Source organism: Enterococcus sp. S22(2020) (assembly GCF_020295385.1).
Classification (GTDB): domain Bacteria; phylum Bacillota; class Bacilli; order Lactobacillales; family Enterococcaceae; genus Enterococcus_L; species Enterococcus_L dunnyi.
In genome coordinates this window covers 449,542-468,692 of the sequence record NZ_JACFUD010000001.1, presented here as the reverse complement: position 1 = coordinate 468,692, position 19,151 = coordinate 449,542, and the positions used below count along the sequence as shown (strand labels likewise).

Annotated in this window: 17 protein-coding genes and 1 CRISPR repeat array; of the genes, 13 read left to right on the top strand and 4 right to left on the bottom strand. The window is 36.5% G+C overall.

Translation table 11 applies throughout. The features are described 5' to 3' along the window. Positions 1 to 323 precede the first annotated feature (323 nt). Entirely contained in the window at positions 324 to 566 is a 243-nt protein-coding gene (locus H3T55_RS02140; RefSeq protein WP_087639430.1) for a GlsB/YeaQ/YmgE family stress response membrane protein, read from the top strand. Positions 567 to 618: 52 nt separating this feature from the next. Here the strand turns inward: H3T55_RS02140 and H3T55_RS02135 are convergent, their stop codons facing one another. Further along, entirely contained in the window at positions 619 to 2,517 is a 1,899-nt protein-coding gene (locus H3T55_RS02135; RefSeq protein WP_225532892.1) for a BglG family transcription antiterminator, read from the bottom strand. A 237-nt stretch (positions 2,518 to 2,754) separates the two neighbouring features. Between H3T55_RS02135 and H3T55_RS02130 the strand changes: the two genes are divergently transcribed. Genes H3T55_RS02130 through H3T55_RS02110 form a run of 5 tightly spaced genes read left to right on the top strand, consistent with a single transcriptional unit; the run spans position 2,755 to position 6,956 of the window. Further along, complete coding sequence (locus tag H3T55_RS02130) at positions 2,755 to 3,075, top strand: PTS sugar transporter subunit IIB (RefSeq protein WP_087639432.1); 321 nt, start codon at positions 2,755 to 2,757, stop codon at positions 3,073 to 3,075. Between the two features lie 17 nt (positions 3,076 to 3,092). Further along, the gene (locus H3T55_RS02125) at positions 3,093 to 4,346 is read left to right on the top strand and encodes a PTS sugar transporter subunit IIC (protein ID WP_225532893.1); all 1,254 of its coding nucleotides are present in this window, start codon (positions 3,093 to 3,095) and stop codon (positions 4,344 to 4,346) included. 4 nt (positions 4,347 to 4,350) lie between these two features. Beyond that, positions 4,351 to 4,695: a PTS lactose/cellobiose transporter subunit IIA gene (locus tag H3T55_RS02120; protein ID WP_225532894.1), complete on the top strand. Its 345-nt coding sequence runs from the start codon at positions 4,351 to 4,353 to the stop codon at positions 4,693 to 4,695. A gap of 18 nt (positions 4,696 to 4,713) precedes the next feature. Next, positions 4,714 to 6,138 (top strand): glycoside hydrolase family 1 protein, encoded by a 1,425-nt coding sequence (locus H3T55_RS02115; RefSeq protein WP_225532895.1) that lies wholly within the window; start codon positions 4,714 to 4,716, stop codon positions 6,136 to 6,138. Between the two features lie 20 nt (positions 6,139 to 6,158). Continuing rightward, positions 6,159 to 6,956, top strand: coding sequence for a histidine phosphatase family protein (locus tag H3T55_RS02110; RefSeq protein WP_225532896.1), 798 nt, complete (start codon positions 6,159 to 6,161; stop codon positions 6,954 to 6,956). Between the two features lie 88 nt (positions 6,957 to 7,044). On the opposite strand, the gene rlmD is transcribed toward H3T55_RS02110, so the two are convergent. Beyond that, positions 7,045 to 8,415, bottom strand: coding sequence for a 23S rRNA (uracil(1939)-C(5))-methyltransferase RlmD (rlmD, locus tag H3T55_RS02105; protein ID WP_225532897.1), 1,371 nt, complete (start codon positions 8,413 to 8,415; stop codon positions 7,045 to 7,047). A gap of 160 nt (positions 8,416 to 8,575) precedes the next feature. On the opposite strand from rlmD, the gene recX reads away from it, so the two are divergent. From recX to H3T55_RS02085, 4 genes are all read left to right on the top strand, one after another. After that, positions 8,576 to 9,376: a recombination regulator RecX gene (recX, locus tag H3T55_RS02100; protein WP_225532898.1), complete on the top strand. Its 801-nt coding sequence runs from the start codon at positions 8,576 to 8,578 to the stop codon at positions 9,374 to 9,376. Beyond that, positions 9,366 to 10,541, top strand: a complete 1,176-nt coding sequence (gene mutY / locus H3T55_RS02095; RefSeq protein ID WP_225532899.1) for an A/G-specific adenine glycosylase — start codon at positions 9,366 to 9,368, stop codon at positions 10,539 to 10,541. The genes recX and mutY overlap by 11 nt, the downstream gene beginning before the upstream one ends. Positions 10,542 to 10,706: 165 nt before the next feature. Next, a CRISPR array of direct repeats spans positions 10,707 to 11,210; the repeat unit is 33 nt; unit sequence GTCTAGCTCTGTTTAGAGCTAGTGGATTGAAAT. Between the two features lie 265 nt (positions 11,211 to 11,475). After that, positions 11,476 to 12,009, top strand: coding sequence for a biofilm phosphatase Bph (bph, locus tag H3T55_RS02090; protein ID WP_225532900.1), 534 nt, complete (start codon positions 11,476 to 11,478; stop codon positions 12,007 to 12,009). Between the two features lie 144 nt (positions 12,010 to 12,153). Then, a complete protein-coding gene (locus tag H3T55_RS02085; RefSeq protein ID WP_225532901.1) occupies positions 12,154 to 12,969 on the top strand; it encodes a hypothetical protein in 816 nt (271 codons plus the stop codon). 43 nt (positions 12,970 to 13,012) lie between these two features. Here H3T55_RS02085 and H3T55_RS02080 read toward each other — a convergent pair whose 3' ends face one another. Then, positions 13,013 to 13,447, bottom strand: a complete 435-nt coding sequence (locus tag H3T55_RS02080; protein ID WP_225532902.1) for a GNAT family N-acetyltransferase — start codon at positions 13,445 to 13,447, stop codon at positions 13,013 to 13,015. 142 nt (positions 13,448 to 13,589) lie between these two features. Here H3T55_RS02080 and H3T55_RS02075 point away from each other — a divergent pair, with 142 nt between their 5' ends. The 3 genes from H3T55_RS02075 to H3T55_RS02065 all read left to right on the top strand — a co-directional run bounded on the left by H3T55_RS02075 (position 13,590) and on the right by H3T55_RS02065 (position 17,608). Further along, entirely contained in the window at positions 13,590 to 14,582 is a 993-nt protein-coding gene (locus H3T55_RS02075; protein WP_225532903.1) for an alpha/beta hydrolase, read from the top strand. Between the two features lie 341 nt (positions 14,583 to 14,923). Further along, positions 14,924 to 16,069: an AI-2E family transporter gene (locus H3T55_RS02070; RefSeq protein WP_225532904.1), complete on the top strand. Its 1,146-nt coding sequence runs from the start codon at positions 14,924 to 14,926 to the stop codon at positions 16,067 to 16,069. Positions 16,070 to 16,228: 159 nt separating this feature from the next. Continuing rightward, positions 16,229 to 17,608, top strand: coding sequence for a hemolysin family protein (locus H3T55_RS02065; RefSeq protein WP_225532905.1), 1,380 nt, complete (start codon positions 16,229 to 16,231; stop codon positions 17,606 to 17,608). 18 nt (positions 17,609 to 17,626) lie between these two features. Here the strand turns inward: H3T55_RS02065 and H3T55_RS02060 are convergent, their stop codons facing one another. Further along, positions 17,627 to 19,138 (bottom strand): helix-turn-helix domain-containing protein, encoded by a 1,512-nt coding sequence (locus H3T55_RS02060; protein ID WP_225532906.1) that lies wholly within the window; start codon positions 19,136 to 19,138, stop codon positions 17,627 to 17,629. Positions 19,139 to 19,151 lie beyond the last annotated feature (13 nt).

The following is a 19,151-nucleotide window of genomic DNA, read 5'->3' as shown; positions in this document are numbered from 1 at the left end:
ATCATGAGTAAAAACAAGTCAATAGCCAATTATTAACTTGTTTTTTATATTATATCAGTCATAGTAAGCGATAACAATATCATGAAAATGAAATAAAATGAGACTTATTTAGAATTTTATGTTCTTTAGACATTTTAGTAGATTCGATTGACAATAGAACGGAATTTTTATATAAAATTGAAGCTTCTAATCATCCATTGAAATGGGAAATTTCATTATTTTCTCATTTTGATGCATATCTTTCGCATGAAATAATAGAATTTGTTAGCATAAATAAGTACTCATTTTTATTTTTAAATTTTGTTGTGAAGGAGGACATGAATATGCATTGGTTATGGACATTAATCGTCGGTGGTGTGATCGGCGCAATTGCTGGCGCAATCACTAGTAAAGGCAAATCTATGGGCATAATTTTCAACATTATCGCAGGTTTAGTCGGTTCATCGATCGGTCAAGCTTTACTTGGTAGCTGGGGTCCTCAGCTTGCTGGAATGGCTTTGATTCCTTCAATCATCGGTGCGGTGATTTTAGTAGCAGTCGTTTCATTCTTTTTAGGTAAAAAATAAGTATTTTCAGTAAAAACCGCTTGGAAGCATTGTTTCCAAGCGGTTTTTTGTGCTAATCAAATAATTTTTCTATAAAAGCTTCATAATTTTGGACTAGTAACAATTGTTCTAGTTTTTCACTTGTAGAAAATGTATCTATCATAAAATCAAATAATTGCCGAAACTTTTTCATATCTCTTTGGTTCATGACGATCATTATGATAACTTGAACGTAATGAGTGCCCCACTGAACTGGCCGATCATTCAGAATGATCGAAATGCCCGTTTTTTTTGCGCTCATTTCAATTGCATGAGGTAATGCAACTGAGTTATTGAAAGAGGTTGCGGACATTTTTTCACGCTCTTTGATCAGCTCGATGAAAGAAGACTCGATATGCTGACTTTCAATCAACTTACTCCCTAGATAGTCGATATAGTCATATTCGGACGATAGATAAACATTTCGCTCAAAACGTTCAGAAGTCAGATACTTGCCAATACTTTCTTTCAAATCAGCAACAAGTTTTTGTTGTTTCAACCTATTGATCGCTTTTTGAACTTTATCAATATCTTTCCCAGACAAAAAAGGTGAGAGTTGAACTGTATTAGAAAATTCCTTGAGTTCGATCGTAGACAAAACTAAATCGGAATTGCTCATCTCTAAGCGACTTTGCTCATCTAAACGATAGAATGCGCCTGTTATGTTTATACTTTTCTTAAAAATATCGCTGATCTTATAAACTAAGCGTTTGTGCATGTCATAGTATTCAGGTGTATAGATCACACAATTCAATTTATTTTCTGTTTCGAATTTTTCTTCAAAATAAGAACCAATATGAAGTGCAATAAATGTGATTTCATCATCAGAAATGGGAATATTGATTTGTTTTTGAATTTGTTTGGCAATAAAAATCGCTACTTCGTAAATAAAAGCATAAGACTGTTTGATTTCTTCGGAAAGAGGATTACTGACTTGTTTGCCTCTTTTTGCTCGTGAAATCAAATTTGAAACATGTAAGGCTAAGTTCAAAATCAATTCTTCTGAGATATGAGTAATAAAATATTTTTCTGCAACTGTTTCCATTGTTTGGGAAATAAAGGCATAAATGCTGGTATCCATATACTCTCTTAAAAAGGTTTCATTTGCAGGAGAAATTTTTGTCATCAGTAAAAGAGCCAAGTTATGAATTTCATAAAGATCCATTTCGATAGATAGAGCTTGATGGATGTCTTTTCCAATATCAGTGGCAATCTTATATTCTAACTGATCTTCTGAGAGAAGCTCTGAAGTCATTTCTATATCTGAGCGTTGATGATGTAAGAGACGATCGATAGCAATTGCAATATGTAATAATAGACTATTGATTGCATAGCCGTTGACATAGAGATGCTGATTACTTAAACGCTCGACAACGATTTTTTGAATCGTTTCAATAGGAACATCTGGAAAAATCGTCTGAATATAATCAAGTGACTGGAAATTACGTAATGCTTCATCTTGCAGCAAATCACTCGTAAGCTTTCTAAAATCGATTTCCTCTCCGATCATCGTAAGATGCTGTCCGTTTTTAATGATTTTTAAACGATATTTTTCCATTTTTTTACGTAAACGAAGCAAGTCTTTTTCAATGGTCGGAATGCTGACAAACAATGTTTCAGCGGCCTCAAAATAATTTATAGTATGATGCTGGATCAATAAGTTCATCAAATAATTTATTCTGTCTTTAGGTGTATTGATTTCCTTTTTGCTTAGAGAGAGAATGTCATCGATTTGGACGGCATCATTGATTTTATAGCCTTGTCTGGAAGAACAGATTATTTCATGCTCAGTCAATTGATTGATTCGAGTAACGTAATTGCGGATCGTTCGAGTCGAAGTAGATAACGTTTCAGCTAAAAAAGCGGCAGATAACCAGTCATGATGCTGGGACAATAATTTGATCAGTTCTGCTTCCTTTTTGTTTAACGACACATTTTTCACCTTCTTTCCCTTTTGTACTTCTTATTATTGAGATTTTCAAACGGCAAATCAAGTATAGTTGTTTCCGCTAAAACTCTTGTGAGAGGAAAGAAGTATATTTGAAACTGTTTAAAAAAAAGTTGAAGATGAAAGTGTAGCAAAGAGCTGTTTCAATTCAGTGATATACCGTTTGTATGCAGCAGCCTAGTTACGTAAATACGTCGATCTTGAAAAATAGGAGGAATAAAGATGAGTGAATTGAATGTGTTATTAGTTTGTGGATCAGGTGCCAGCAGTGGATTTATGGCAGCAAATATGCGGAAGGCGGCTAAGTCCAAGGACCTGAATATGAATATTGTTGCTAGAAGTGAGTCGGAAATTGAAAATTATATTGAAGAAATCGATGCGTTGATGGTTGGGCCTCACCTTGAGTATATTATTGACGAAATCGACGAAATCATTCATGGATTTCCAGTAAAAGTAATTCTGATGAAGAAAGAATATTATGCAACACTTGACGGAGAAGCTGCAATCGAGCACTTATTAGCATCAATGAAAGAAGAAGAATAAAAAAGGAGGAGTAAATGATGAACAAATTGATTTTCTGGCTGGAAAATAGTTTTTCACCAAAGATGAATAAAGTGAACAACAATCCTTGGATCGTTAGTATCAAGGATTCGATCATGCAAACATTGCCGTTTATCTTTTTAGGATCAGTCTTTTCAATGCTGGCGATTCTAAATGATTACTTTCCGGCATTACCAAGTTTTTGGGTACCGTTTGGCTGGACGATGGGGAAAATTTCATTATTTGTTGCTTTTTTGATTCCATTTAATTTAATGGAGAAAAAAAGATTAAGAAAACAGCGGATCGTTGCTGGTATGAGTGGTTTGGTCTTATTTTTGATGATCATTTCACCGCAAGTGGAAAAAGATAGTGTCATTGGTTTTGGTCACGATGCTTTGGGCGCTGGGGGAATGTTTGTGGCGATCGTAGCTGGGCTGATCGCAGGATTCGTTTTGGTGACGCTAGGCAAATTCTCTTTCTTCAAAGAAGAATCGGTGATTCCGGATTTTGTTAGAGCATGGTTTGATTCGATGCTGCCGATCGGAATCATTGTGATTTTCGGCTGGGTCGTCGTCTTGATCATGAAAGTCGATCTGTACAATATCGTCTTAAGTATTTTTATGCCATTATCAAGTTTTATGGAATCACCAGGCGGTTTTGTCGGTATGATGTTCTTGATTTGTTTCTTGTACTCAATGGGGATCTCAACGTGGGTCTTAACGCCAGTGGTACAGCCAGTTTTATTAAAAGCGATCGCTGAAAATATCGCTCTTGTTCAAAATGGTACAGCAAGTGTTGACACATTGAATTTGGTAACTAGCAGTACGTTATATTCTGCGTATCTTTGGATTGGTGGAATCGGTTGTACGATGCCGCTTGTTTTGATGATGATGCGGGCGCGTTCAAAAAAAATCAGTGCTTTGGGGAAAGCCTGTATTGCACCTTCGATTTTTAACATCAATGAACCAGTGATTTTTGGTGCGGTTGCTTGGAACCCGCTTTTAATGATCCCAATGTGGCTTCAGGGGATTATTTTACCGATCGTGATTTATATTTTTACGAAAGTGATCCCATTTGCACCGATTCCTAAAGTTCAATTTGAACTGTGGTATTGTCCGTTTCCGTTTGCGACATGGTTTACCACTGGAACGATCACAGGTTTGATTTTGATGGCCGTGATTTTTATGCTCTCGGCTGCAATTTGGTATCCATTTTTCAAAGCATACGACGATCAAGAAGTAAAAGCAGAAAACCAATCATTGAAGGAGGCTTAAAAGGATGGATGATCTATTATCAGAGCAAGCCATGAAAATCATTTTATATGCTGGAGATGCCAGAGTCAATTGCCGAAATGCACTTGTTGCTATTGAGAAAAATGATTTTGATACAGCAAATGAAGAAATGAAGCTTGCAAAAAGCAATATCACACAAGCACATCAGGTACAGACAAAAGCGATTCAAAGTGAAATGGGAGAAGAAGCAGAAGAACATCCTCATTCACTACTGTTTACACACGCACAGGATACATTGATGACGATTTATAGTGAGATCAATATGGCGAATCATTTGATCAAGATAGCTAAGCAGATTGATGAACGACTACAACAACTTGAAAAACAATAAAGAAAAGAGGTAAGACGGATGTATCAAGTACCAAAAGGGTTTCCAAAAGATTTTTTATGGGGCGGCGCTGTTGCAGCAAATCAATGTGAAGGAGCCTATGAATATGAAGGCAAAGGCACAAGTGTTGCTGATATCAATGAATTTAGAGCAGATTTACCTTTAGAAAAGCGCTCAAATGCAGAGATATCGACTAGTTATATTGAAGAAGCTTTGAACAGCAAGACGGGAGTATTTCCGAAAAGATGGGGGATCAACTTCAAAGAAACGTATCCTGATGACTTGAAGCTCTTAGGCGATATGGGCTTAAAATTATTTAGAACATCGATTGACTGGTCACGGATTTTTCCAAATGGCGATGAGTTGGAGCCAAATGAGGCTGGACTCCGGTTTTATGACAAACTGATCGATGAAATCATTGCAAATGGAATGGAACCGATGATCACTCTTTCTCATTATGAGATTCCTTTGAACCTGACATTGAAGTATCAAGGGTGGTACTCACGGGAAGTTGCAGACTTCTTTATTCGTTATGCCAAGGTCATTTTAGATCGTTACAAGGGAAAAGTAAAATATTGGATCGTGATCAATCAGATCAATTTGATTGGGCATGAATCTTTCAATCACTTAGGAATTGCGGAGGATAAAGTAGATAATTTACTGGAGGCAAAATATCAAGGAGTGCATCATATGATGGTGGCTTCTGCTGCAGTTACTGAATATGCACATCAAGTAGATGAAAATTATGAAGTTGGCATGATGCTATGTGGAGGGCCGGAATACGCTGCGACTTGTCAGCCAGAAGATGTATTGGCAACATTAAAAATCAATCAAATGCAGTATTTCTTTGCGGATGTATTGTTGAGAGGATACTATCCAGGCTATGCGTTTCGCTATTTTGAAGAGCAGGGAATCAAGCTCACCTTTGCTGAAGAGGATGAAGCAGTTTTAAGAAACACAGCTGATTATATGTCCTTTTCATACTACTATACGCAAATTTGCGATGCAAAGCATGATGAACCTTACCGAAATAAAGAATTACCAGCAAATCCTTGGGGCTGGACGATCGATCCCTTAGGACTAAGAACCTTGCTGAATTCTTTTTATGACCGTTACCAGTGTCCGATCTATATTACTGAAAATGGGATCGGCTGTTATGACAAACTGGAAGCAGATGGAACGATCCACGATGATTACCGAATCGATTATTATAAAGCGCATATCGAACAAATGAAAGAAGCAATCAAAGACGGTGTGGATCTTAGAGGCTATTGCGCGTGGGGGCCGATCGATATCATCAGCTGTTCTTCTTCAGAGATGAGTAAGCGTTATGGTTTTATTTATGTGGATCAGGATGATTATGGCAAAGGCAGTCAAAGACGCTATTTGAAAGATAGCTATGCCTGGATGAAACAAGTGATCGAGACGAATGGGGAAGCTTTATAATCGATTGGAGGAGTTCGATAGTGAAAAAGAGTTGGGTAGTATTTGTTGGTTTAGTATTTTTGTTGAGCGGCTGCAGTACTGGAAAAACAACTGAGAAAACAAACGCATCTGAAACGAAAGCAGCACAAGAAACAACCTTATATTTTGTCCGGCATGGCAAAACGATGTTCAATACAACGGGGCAAGTTCAAGGCTGGTCTGATACACCGCTGACTGACGAAGGGGTGCAAGGAGCCAAGGAATTAGCGATAGGATTAAAAGAAACCCCTTTTGTTTTAGCATACTCGAGTGATTTAGGCCGAGCGATGTCTACTGCAAATCATATACTCGATGAAGGCGATCGCAAAGGAGTAACGCTGGAGACCTTATCAGGATTAAGGGAATGGAATTATGGCGGCTATGAAGGTCGGGATAATGCGGATATGTGGACACCGATTTTTGAAAAAAATGGGCTGAAATTTGATGAGGAATGGACTCAATATGGAGAATTAACAAGAAAATTAAGTGATGAAGAGATCGCTGATGAAATTGCCGCAAATGATAAAACTGGTACAGCTGAAAATTACAAAGAGATTGTTAAACGATCGAAAGAAGCGATGGACCAAATTTTAGCAGAAGCGAAAGTAAAAGGCGGCGGGAATGTGTTGATCGTGGCTCATGGTAGTGAAATCCCGACGATTTTGGAAATATTAGTTCCAGGAGGCTATCAAGGAGAAGACATCAAAAATTGTAGTGTAACAACAGTTAAAGTCAAAGATGATACATTTACGATCGATAAAATCGGTGACCTAAGTTATTTGGAAAAAGGAAAAGAATAGAACATATAGATGTAAAAGAATAGAGAAACCGTACGATGCATGCCTTGCATTGTACGGTTCTTAGTTTATTCTACTCTGAAAAAGCTGACTATTTTCTAGTCAATTTTACCACAGCTTCACAACGTGCTGTTTGCGGAAACATATCTACCGATTGTAAATAATCGATCTCAAAGACTTTAGCTAGATCAACTAGATCTTTTGCCAAGGTCGATACATTACAAGAAATGTACACCATTTTTTTAGGCGGCTGTTTCATGATCGCTTTGAGCAGCTTTTGATCTAATCCAGTTCTAGGTGGGTCAACGACGATCGCATCGGGTTTAAAGCCAGCCTGCAGCCATTTCGGCAACAATTCTTCTGCTGTGCCGATCTCATAATGCGTGTTGGTAAAACCTAAGCGCTCGGCATTGAGTTTGGCATCTTCGATCGCCGCAGGAATGATGTCCATTCCCCGAACTTCCTTAGCTTTTTTAGCAAGGCTTAAACCGATCGTACCTACACCGCAATAAGCATCGACAACGGTTTCGTTTTCCTGTAAATCTAATGCTTTGATCGCTTCATTATATAAAACCTCGGTCTGTTCCGGATTTAATTGGAAAAAGGCTCTTGGTGATAAATCAAAAGTGACCTCGTTGATTTTTTCTTCGATGCTTTCTTTTCCCCATAAATGGATCGTTTCGTCACCCATAACGATCGATGTCCGCTTGTTTTGAACGTTTTGCATAATTGACACAACTTCGGGAAGCTGCTGGGTGATTTCATCGATCAATACATGTTTTTGCGGGAACTTTTTTGATTGAGTGATAAAAACGACTTGAACTTCATTGGTTTTGATGCCGACACGAACCATCAATGTACGGAAAATGCCGCTATTTTTGCGTTCATTGTAGATCGGCAGTTGATATTTATTCAATAATTCGACTAAAGCGTTCATAACCTTTGTTGTAGCGGGTTGTTGTACGAGACAATCATCGATCGGAACTAAGTGGTGTGAATCCGCTTGATAGAGTCCCGCTTCGATTTCTCCGTCGATTTTCCGTAACTGAAATTGTGCTTTATTCCGATAATTCCAAGGATTTTTCATTCCGATTGTTTTTCGCAATGGATACTTCTCAAAATTTCTTGGTTTAAATTTGTTCAAGGCTTGTTTTAATAGATCCTTTTTAAACGTCAATTGAGCTGGATAAGCAAGGTGCTGTAATTGACAACCGCCGCACTCTTCATAGACAGGACAAGGCGGTACCACACGTTCAGGTGCGGATTTAATGATCTTTGTTAGTTGTGCTTCCACGAAGCGGGGAGCGACTTTTGTGATTTTCACAGAAATGTCTTCTTTAGGTAGAGCACCTGGAACAAAAACGATCGTCTTTTTATAATACCCGATACCTTCTCCGTTGATGCCTAAACGTTTTATCTTCAAAGAAATACTTTGGCCTTCTTTTAATTGATGTGTGGTCATGGTTTCATCCTTTTATTTCATGATTTTATTAAATACTGTGTAGTTGTTCTAAAACTTTGCTTTTTTACTTCATCCTATTTTAGCACAATTTGACTGGTTTAGCTTCTGTCATTTATATGTTATAGTAGAATATACGTTCTCACTAGAAAGGCGGAGGAAGATGGAAACAATCACGAAAATCACGAAGGACAAAGGGCAGTTTTATTTAGTCTGGCTGTCTTCGGGAGAAAAATTACGCGTATCAGAAGATACACTCGTCCGTCAGCGCTTATTAAAAGGACAAGAACTAACTGAAACAATGATCGAACAAATAAAAAAAGCTGGTTCGTATGACGTTGGTCTGCAGCTGTCTTTAAATTATCTTAGTTATCAATTACGCTCGAAAAAAGAAATTCTTGATCATTTGAAAGAGAAAGAGATTTTACCGGAAGATCGAAAAAAAATCGTTGCTCGTTTAGAAGAGATGAATCTGCTGGATGATAAATCTTTCAGTGAAAGTTATGTACGAACGTTGATGCGAACCAGTGATAAAGGGCCTAAGATGATCGAACAGCAACTAAAACGCAAAGGGCTGAGCGATGAAGATATTCAGCATGGTTTGACTTTTTATGCAATGGAAGATCAAGTTGAAGTCGCTGCCGCTGCCGCTCAAAAGGCAATGAAACGCTATAGAACGAAAAGTTTTAGAGAGGCATTGCAGAAAGTTCAAATTCACCTGATGCAAAAAGGATTTAACCGTGAGGTGATCGATCTAGCGCTTGAAGGCTTAGCTTTTAAACGGGATGAAGAACAAGAGATAGACGCAATCAAAAAAGAAGGAGATAAGCTTTGGGAGAAACACCGTAAGCTTGATTCTTATAAACGCTCGATGAAGGTCAAACAAAGTCTGTTTCAAAAGCAGTTTGATTCAGAATTGATCCAGCAATATTTTGATGAAAAGGAATTAGAGGATGAAGAATGAAAAATATTGGGAGACGTGGAGCACAGAAAAACTTCAGTCTTTTCAAGAAGAATTTATTGATTGGTATGAAAAAGAAAAACGTAACTTGCCATGGCGCGTCAATTTAGATCCATACCGTATTTGGATTTCAGAGATCATGCTGCAGCAGACACGTGTCGATACTGTGATCGATTATTATTATCGTTTTATGGAGTGGTTTCCGACGATCAAAGACCTGGCTGAAGCACCTGATGATCGTTTATTGAAAGCTTGGGAAGGGCTGGGCTATTATTCCCGAGCTAGAAATTTAAAAATGGCAGCGCAACAGATCATGACAGAATTTGATGGCCAAATGCCTCAAACGATCGAAGAAATCAGACAACTGAAAGGAATCGGACCGTATACGGCAGGAGCGATCGGCAGTATTGCCTTTCAACTGCCAGAACCAGCGATTGACGGAAATGTGATGCGTGTGGTCAGCCGTTTATTTGAAATCAGTGATGATATTGCAAAAGCTGGCAGCCGCAAAGTTTTTGAAGAAGCGATGTATAAAATCATTGATAAGGAGCGGCCGGGGGATTTCAATCAAGCAATGATGGATCTAGGCTCAGCGATCTGTACACCAACGTCGCCTAAGTGTGAGGAATGCCCAATTCAGCAATATTGTTTGAGTTATGAGATGAATACAATGACTGATTATCCAGTCAAATCAAAGAAACAAAAACCGAAAGATGTTTATTATGTAGGTGGGATCATCGAAAATAATCAAGAGGAGTTCTTGCTGGAACAGCGTAGTGCTAAAGGGTTATTAGCGAATATGTGGCTATTTCCGATAGAGGAAGTCAGTAAGGAACGATTTGATTTCCTGCAAAAATCACGGGTAAAAGAAGAACAACAGTTATCTCTTGAATTTGAAGAACCACTTTTGGTCGCAGAAGAAAATTCAGAGATTTTTGAAGAGTATCCCCAAGTTGTTTGGCAAAAGCGAAATTTGGGAGAAGTCGTTCATGTTTTTAGCCATTTAAAATGGCATATCTTGGTGTTTTATGGAAGACAAACAGGTCCAATTTCTATCAATGACAATCAGAATTGGACAACTCCAGAAGAATTTTCAAACTATGTATTTCCAAAGCCGCAGCAAAAAATGGTAGAACTTTATCAAAAAGAATTTAAAATAAAGAAATAATTAGTTGGTGCGAACCTTAAGTGCGCATGAAATAGCTAGGAGATTCGCACCAAAATTTTTTAAGATTTCAGCTGTAAAAGGCTATTTTCTCATTTATATTTAATGTTATAATAGTGTTAGTAGTGGAATAGCTGGAATATGTCTGATATTTCAGCCTATTTCACAGTCTAGCTCTGTTTAGAGCTAGTGGATTGAAATAATGTTTCTAAAACATTACCTTGTGTAAATGTCATGTCTAGCTCTGTTTAGAGCTAGTGGATTGAAATTCAAATATCCGATGATGTACCTACTCCATATAAGTCTAGCTCTGTTTAGAGCTAGTGGATTGAAATATAGACAAAAATACCTACTTATGGAGAATGTTAAAAGTCTAGCTCTGTTTAGAGCTAGTGGATTGAAATAGTGAACCTTACTCGCTAGAAAAGCATATTGTGAGGTCTAGCTCTGTTTAGAGCTAGTGGATTGAAATAGACAAAGCAATTGAGTATATAGCTTTTATCAACGTCTAGCTCTGTTTAGAGCTAGTGGATTGAAATTACTGCAGATACGACTGGCGATAGTATGGAAGGCGTCTAGCTCTGTTTAGAGCTAGTGGATTGAAATAATAAATTAGAAGCGCAAGACATGAATAAATTAGTCTAGCTCTGTTTAGAGCTAGTGGATTGAAATATAGAATCATTGTTCAACGGCTAATAAACGTTAATGTCTAGCTCTATTTAGAGCTGGATTTTTTATTATGAAATATAATAAACTAAAAGTTATTTAAACGTACTTTATAGTATTTCATTTAAAACAGTCGTAAGAAATCAAACTCCTTAGTATGCAAAGTTGAAAATTATGATATAATTATAGTGATATCGGTGTAATGAACACCCAAACGAAGCGCAATCAGCTTTGATATGCGATTTTTCGTACGAGGGAAAGTTGGGGGACTATGGCAATTCCAAAAGAAGGTGAATTTGTAACGATCCAAAGTTACAAACACGATGGACATTTGCATCGAACATGGCGAGATACTATGGTATTGAAAACAAGCGAGTATTCTTTGATCGGCGTTAACGATCATACTTTGGTGACAGAGTCTGATGGGCGTCGATGGGTTACTCGGGAACCAGCGATTGTTTATTTTCATAAAAAATACTGGTTCAACATAATAGCGATGATCAGAGAAAAGGGGGTTTCTTATTACTGCAATCTTGCGTCACCATATCTTTTAGATGATGAAGCATTGAAGTATATCGATTACGATTTGGATATCAAGGTTTTTCCTGATGGAGAGAAACGTTTGTTAGATGTAGACGAATATGAGTTTCACAGTAAAATCATGGAGTATCCGGAAGATATCGATTTTATTCTAAAAGAAAATGTGAAGACATTAGTGGATTGGATTAATAGTGGAAAAGGTCCGTTCTCTGAAGACTATGTGAATATCTGGTACCAACGCTATCAGGAGCTATCTAAAAAATAGCGAATGTAAGATGTTAAGTGAAAAAAGACTAGTGAGAAATTATCGCTAGTCTTTTTTTGTATCTTAAGTCAGTAATATTTTTTCTTATGTAGTTAAATATTTTTTTAATGATATAATTATATTAAAAAGAATGGAGGGTATATAATGAAAGAGTATGCAATAAAAACAATAAAAGTGATGGGAATCATCTTTTTTGCTATGATTACGTTTGGATGGGGGAAAAGCAATATCGCTGAAGAACGAAAGGTTTATATTCCATCAGATGAGCTGAGAAAATCTGTTGTGAAGTCGATTGAGGAAAATACTGGTAAAAAGATCACAGATGAATTGCCCACAATAAAAGAAATGGAATATGCAGATTCAGTTTATCTTGCTGGTGAGTCACTTGAAGGCGTACAATACCTAACCAATGTAGAGAGTGCTGTTTATGTACCAGTAAATGAAGGAAGTATCGATATGCGCCCGATTGGAAAAATGAAAAATTTGAAATTTTTACAATACTATTGGTATATGACCGAAGCTAAAGCGACACATATGGTGCAAGATATCAGCTATTTATCAGGGCTGGAAAATTTGGAAGGGCTTGATTTATATGGTTATCCAGTGCTGGATCTTACACCGCTTTCTAATTTGAAAAATTTAGATAGGTTTGATGGAGACTCATATGTGACAGCTCCAACAGCGGTAGTGGATCGATCAACGAAACAGCTTGTCTTTGAAAACCCGATGAAGTATTCTACCCAATTTGATCAGGCAGAAAAATCCACAGGTTATACAGAATTGTCAAACGAGGATGATACTTGGAATAAAAAGATAGATGCAAAATTAGAAAATAATCTTGTCACTGTTGAAGGGATCGATGAGAGGGCTACGCAAATAAATGTTACCTTAACAGCGATTTCATCCAATAGAATGTATAGACATAATCTTCAATACACAATTCCTTTAGTCTGGAAATAATAAAAAAGTGTGGAATATTCATCATATTCCACACTTTTTGAGATCATAACGCTTTATTCATTTGATAATGCTCTATATTAGCATCAAGGAACATATCGCCTTCTTTAACGTAACCCATCCGCTCATAAAATCCTAAAGCAGTGATTTGTGCGCCTAAAGTAATCACTCTATATCCTTGCTCTTTTGCAAATTCTTCGGCTTTTTCTACAATGATCCGGCCGTATTCTTTACCTCGATACTCTTTTTGAACAGCCATTCGTTGTAGTTTTATCCTATCATTTTCAAGTGGTAATAGGCGACAAGTAGCGATGGGTTTGTTATCATCACCATATAAAACAAAATGAATGCACATTGCTTCATATTTATCGATTTCTATCTCGCTAGGAACTCCTTGCTCCAGCATGAATACTTGATGACGGATTTGAACGGCATCTAAATAGATGTCACTCATCGTATCTCTTGTTTGAACGATTTTCATTTGGCACCTCTAACTCATATTATTTTATTTATTATACCTTAAAATCACTGTTTAAATAAAGATTTGTAACTTTTTTAGTTATAGATCAGTTATAATGGAAATCTTAGCTATTCTGTTGAATAAATGAAAAGGAGGGATAACATTGAACGCAAAATTTGTATATATTTTGGGGATATTTACTATTCTGTTTATCATTGTTGCTATTATTATCAATATCTCACCTTATCCCGTAATCTTTTTCGCAAAGCATACAGCGTTTAAAATTCCTAAGGAAACAAGAGCAAATCAATATGAGGATGGCAATGTAACAGTTTTTGTAAATGAGTCCTATACATCAGCTTATAAAAATAATCAATTTGATCTCTATTTGCCTAAAAAACAGATGGCAGGAAAACCCATTATCGCATGGGTACATGGCGGTGGCTTTGTTGGTGGAGATAAATTGGAAGAAAAAGAATTTGCAACAAAACTAGCTGAAGAAGGATATACAGTTGCTGTAATGAACTATGCACTTGTTCCAGAAACTAAATATCCTATACCAGTCGTTCAGACTTCAGAATTTTTAGCCTATTTAAAAAAGCATGCCGAAAACTATTCGATCAATTTGGATAATCTTTTTATTGCAGGTGATTCTGCCGGCGCTCAAATCGCAAGTCAATTTATCACAACACAAACGAACGAAGCATACCGTGAACTTATGAATATCGATCAAGTAATAAAAAAAGATCAAATTAAAGGTAGTTTACTTTATTGTGGAGTATACGATGTACCAGAGGTCGTCCACTCCTATTCAATACCGCCAGTTAAATTTATGTTTCAAAAAATCGGTTGGGGCTATGCACGGGATAAAAACTGGCTTCATGGTAAATTGGCAGAGAGTTCGGTAATATCCAATTTCGTTACTGTAAATTTTCCACCTGCCTATATCACAGATGGCAATACATTATCCTTTGAGAATCAAGGGAAAAAATTAGTCAGAACATTGGCTTCTAAAGATATTTCTGTCAGTCAACGATTCTTTCCAAAATCAGAATATAGAACAGCTCATGAGTACCAATTTGAAATGAAATCAGAACCTGCGAAAATTGCATTTAATGATACAGTGGCTTTTTTGAACAAGTATAAACAGAGGTGATTTTTATAGGTCCAAAGAAGTATTGCTATCTTATATAGGAAAAGGTATGCTAAAATCTATAGGTAAGAAATTGAACTTTTTCAGATATAAAATAGTACCAGATCTTCGTAAGAGAGTATTGATCATTTGCTGAGAATCACAACGAAAAAATTTGAGTTGATGATGAACAGTACAAGACTTTCGTAAGAAAGTGTTGATCATTTATTTTATCCAGCTGCACAAATCAATCCTTAGGAAAATAGATAAATTGCCAGTGTGACAAAGGACGTCACAAAGTCAATTTCCTAATTTTCTACAGGATTAGGCGATTTGTTCCGCTTTTATTTTAAGGAGGAGTATTTGTGTTTGAACGTTTAAGGCAATCTAAGTTATTTTTTTGGTCAACGGAGTTATTGGTTATTGCTACGTTGATTTTTGTCTCTTCAAAAATCAATTTTATTTTTGAGCCAGTGGGGACATTTTTCTCGACATTATTTGCGCCAGTACTTGTGGCAGGGTTTCTTTATTACATTTTGAATCCGATCGTCAATTTATTGATGAAAACTAAGATGAAACGAATTTATGCGATTTTGATCGTGTTTTTGCTTTTGATTGCAGCGATCGTATTGCTTTTAGTCAGTGTTATTCCTAGTTTGGTTTCTCAATTATCTAGTTTAGCATCGAATATGCCTGAGGTATTCAAGGGTGTGGAGGCTTGGGTCACTCAGATGTCTGAGCTGCCGATCTTCAAAGAAGCAGAATTGACGAAATATATTGAGCAATTGGACATTTCATATGGGAATATCATCCAGCAATTTTTGAGTGGTTTATCAAGTAGTTTAGGCTCGATCGTTTCAACGGTTGCCTCAACGACGATCATTATTGTGACAGCTCCATTCATCCTGTTTTATATGCTAAAAGATGGTGATCGCTTAGTTCCTGGGATCAAGCGTTTTTTACCGAAAAAACGTCAGGATGACATCGTTGAATTATTAAATAAATTAAATAAAACATTATCAAGTTATATCAGCGGACAAGCAATCGAATGTTTATTCGTTGCTACATTTACTGTGATTGGCTATTCTCTGATCGGTGTACGCTATGCCTTTTTATTCGGTGTTATCGCTGGTATAACCAATTTGATCCCATATTTAGGACCGTATTTAGGTTTAGCTCCAGCTGTGTTTGTGACCGTTTTTGACGAGCCATTCAAAGCATTGCTTTGCTGTTTAGTCGTATTGGTTGTACAACAAATTGATGGAAACATTATTTATCCAAATGTGATCGGTAAATCTTTACAGATCCATCCTTTAACGATCATTATCATTTTACTTGTTGCTGGAAATATTGCCGGATTGTTAGGGATTTTCTTAGGTGTTCCGTTTTATGCGATTTGTAAAACGATAGCAATTCATGTATATAGCATGGTGCGTAAGGATAAAATGGCTGAGGATTTAGTACTGGATTTAAGTGGCGAAATAAATTCACCATCAAGTAAGGAAAAATAGGGTGAGAATATTGAAATCACTTTCTATTTGTGATACGATTTCATCGTGACTACATTGTGTAGTCACGTTTTTTAAAACGAAAGAGTGATCTTTCAAAATACTAAAATAGTTAAATGACCTGTTTAACTATTTTACAGACATTTAAGGAGAGAAAACATTATGAACAATGCTGACCCCGATAGTCAGTCGCTTATCGCACAAGTCTTATTATTGATCGTGTTAACCTTGATCAATGCATTTCTTGCGGCATCAGAAATTGCGGTAGTTTCTGTAAATAAGAATCGTGTTGAACAAAAGGCAGAAGAAGGAGATAAAAAAGCGATCAAGCTTTTAAAAGTCCTTAAAGATCCGACCAGTTTCTTATCAACGATCCAAGTTGGTATTACCTTAGTCAATATTTTATCTGGTGCATCTTTAGCTGATTCTTTGTCTGCAAAATTAGCCCCAATCTTAGGTGGAGGAGCTGCAGCAAAAAATCTTGCCAACATTATTATTTTAGCTTTACTGACATATGTTTCGATCGTTTTTGGTGAATTATATCCTAAACGAATCGCTATGAATAAATCTGAGGAAGTTGCTCAATTTACGTCTGGCTTTGTCCGTACGATCGGTGTTGTTGCTCGACCATTCGTTTGGTTGCTTTCTGCATCGACAGATTTACTTTCGAAGCTGACACCAATGAAGTTTGATGATGCTGATTCTAAAATGACGCGTGATGAAATGCGCTATATGCTGGAATCAGAAGGTGTGCTGGACAATGACGAATTGGAAATGCTCCAAGGAGTCTTTTCTCTAGATACAAAAGTTGCTCGTGAGGTCATGGTTCCACGAACAGATGCCTTTATGATCGATATCGAAGATGATATCCACGAGAATATCAATGCTGTTTTATCAGAAAACTTTTCAAGAATACCTGTTTACAACGAAGATAAAGATAAGATCGTAGGGATTCTTCATACGAAAAACTTATTGAAAGCTGCTCATAAGTTGGGCTTCGATAATGTTCAGTTAAAAAATATCATCCAAGAGCCATTGTTCGTACCTGAAACAATTTTTATTGATGATCTATTATATGAGCTGAAAAGAACGCAAAATCAAATGGCGATTTTGCTTGATGAATACGGTGGTGTCGTTGGACTAGCTACCTTAGAAGATTTATTGGAAGAAATCGTTGGAGAGATCGATGATGAATCTGATGAAGTCGAAAATCTATATACAAAGATCAATGAACATGAATACTTGATTCAAGGTAGAATGCTGATCGATGAGTTCAATGAAGCGTTTGAAACAGATCTTCATATGAGCGATGTTGATACGATGGCTGGCTACTTGATCACAGCTTTAGGAACGATTCCGGATGAGGGAGAGAAATTATCCTTTGATGTTGGGAATCTGACATTGACTTCTGAAGAAATGGAAGGAACTAGAGTGTTAGCTTTAAAAGTTGTTTTTCATGATGAAGAAGAGGTTGATGAAGAACCAGAAGAAAATCGTCGTTTTTTCCGTAAAGAACTGGAAGAAGATGAACCAAGAAGATAGAGTTAAAGAAGACTAACGTTAGATGTTAGTCTTCTTTTGTTGGATTAAATTACTTCCTTTTTGATTATGAACATCTTTGATTGCTTGATAGAGACTGAGATATTGTTCATCACTATCTGCAGAAAAACGAAAGACAAATGAAGGTAAAGGACAATCTTCTGGAATCAAGAAAGAAGAAGTCGTTACCATAAAATCAAAAGAGGAAAATTCGCCATATTTGTATGCGACTAACTGAACGAAAGGAATATCTTTTATAAATTGCGTCAATGGTTCAACCAGTAGATAGTTTGACTCTGCTACTAAAGCAATTCGAATAAGATTATTCCCTAAAAAAGATTCATAAAGTGGAACAAGTAAAGCCGATAGTGTGTCAGATAAAGCATCGATATTTGTTTTTAGCCAAGCGTAGTTTTTTCTGTTAGAAATTTTTTGAAATAATGCTTTGAATTCAGTAAATAATTGATAATAATATTTATTTTTTGAATAAATGTTATTATCAGTCAAGTGAAATAAGGTAGGAAACCTTTGCTGGATAATGCTATGAGAAAAAAGAATGTTGGCAACATTTCCAAAAAGGATTACCTCATTGTTCCAAGAAAAACCAACAGGCATAAACTTATCTCTAAAAAAAACAGTAAATTCTTCCAGTAATTTTGTAGCACTATTTGAATGTTCTTCCAAATAAGAATCTAGAAGTAATAATCGGTGTTCACCTTCTCTAAAGAAATTAGGGGATGCGATCAATAAGAACGCTGCAAATTGAGCTTCAGCAGCTAAAGCATCAGGATCTTTTATCAGGTTCCCAAAATGAGTAATAGTGTATACTTCAGGGACACTGATATACGGTTCGATTTCTGTTTTTTCTGTTAAAATATTTCCTTTTCGTATTCGTAGATAGACGATATCAAGCATTAAAGAAATCTGTTTGCGAGCGCCATAACTAAAAGTATCTGGAAAATAGGGGCTGACAATTTTGCTGACTTCGTCATAAGTGATTGGGTTACGCTTGATTTTTGGCAGGTTGGTACCTTGAGTGGTCATCCAAATGAGATTATAAAATAAGATCCGAATGATACGTTCATCACCTGAGAGACTCAATTGAGAAATATTTACTCTGATTGCAAAGTGTTTGAAGTAATCGATCAACAGTTTTGATTTGCGAACGACGGTTGTTCTGCTTTGATAATGTTTGTCGCAAAATCGATCTAGATTATCTTCAGGAAAATAGAGAAAAGAGATCAATAATTTGTATGGGATGCTTTGCGTGATCAAATATTGATAATACATATCATAAGTGATATTTTGCTTGTGATGGACACCACTTTTTGTGAGCAGATCGACTTTTTTACCAGTCATATCCGTTAAATCTTGCTGAATCAGTTCAAGAAGATAGACAACTCGGCTATACGAATAATCAAGTTTACTCTCAAAAAATTTGATGCTATACCTCTTTTCAGAGAAAAGGGTTAGTAGTCGAAAAAGAGTTAACTTACGTTTATCAGTGTTTTCCAACATCATTGCGTCTAACATTTCTTCACATCCT

Coding starts and splice junctions, on each gene's coding strand:
- H3T55_RS02140 (WP_087639430.1), top strand. CDS start 324: ATGCATTGGTTATGGACATTAATCGTCGGTGGTGTGATCGGCGCAATT.
- H3T55_RS02130 (WP_087639432.1), top strand. CDS start 2,755: ATGAGTGAATTGAATGTGTTATTAGTTTGTGGATCAGGTGCCAGCAGT.
- H3T55_RS02125 (WP_225532893.1), top strand. CDS start 3,093: ATGAACAAATTGATTTTCTGGCTGGAAAATAGTTTTTCACCAAAGATG.
- H3T55_RS02120 (WP_225532894.1), top strand. CDS start 4,351: ATGGATGATCTATTATCAGAGCAAGCCATGAAAATCATTTTATATGCT.
- H3T55_RS02115 (WP_225532895.1), top strand. CDS start 4,714: ATGTATCAAGTACCAAAAGGGTTTCCAAAAGATTTTTTATGGGGCGGC.
- rlmD (WP_225532897.1), bottom strand. CDS start 8,415: ATGACCACACATCAATTAAAAGAAGGCCAAAGTATTTCTTTGAAGATA.
- recX (WP_225532898.1), top strand. CDS start 8,576: ATGGAAACAATCACGAAAATCACGAAGGACAAAGGGCAGTTTTATTTA.
- mutY (WP_225532899.1), top strand. CDS start 9,366: ATGAAGAATGAAAAATATTGGGAGACGTGGAGCACAGAAAAACTTCAG.
- bph (WP_225532900.1), top strand. CDS start 11,476: ATGGCAATTCCAAAAGAAGGTGAATTTGTAACGATCCAAAGTTACAAA.
- H3T55_RS02085 (WP_225532901.1), top strand. CDS start 12,154: ATGAAAGAGTATGCAATAAAAACAATAAAAGTGATGGGAATCATCTTT.
- H3T55_RS02080 (WP_225532902.1), bottom strand. CDS start 13,447: ATGAAAATCGTTCAAACAAGAGATACGATGAGTGACATCTATTTAGAT.
- H3T55_RS02065 (WP_225532905.1), top strand. CDS start 16,229: ATGAACAATGCTGACCCCGATAGTCAGTCGCTTATCGCACAAGTCTTA.
- H3T55_RS02060 (WP_225532906.1), bottom strand. CDS start 19,138: ATGTTAGACGCAATGATGTTGGAAAACACTGATAAACGTAAGTTAACT.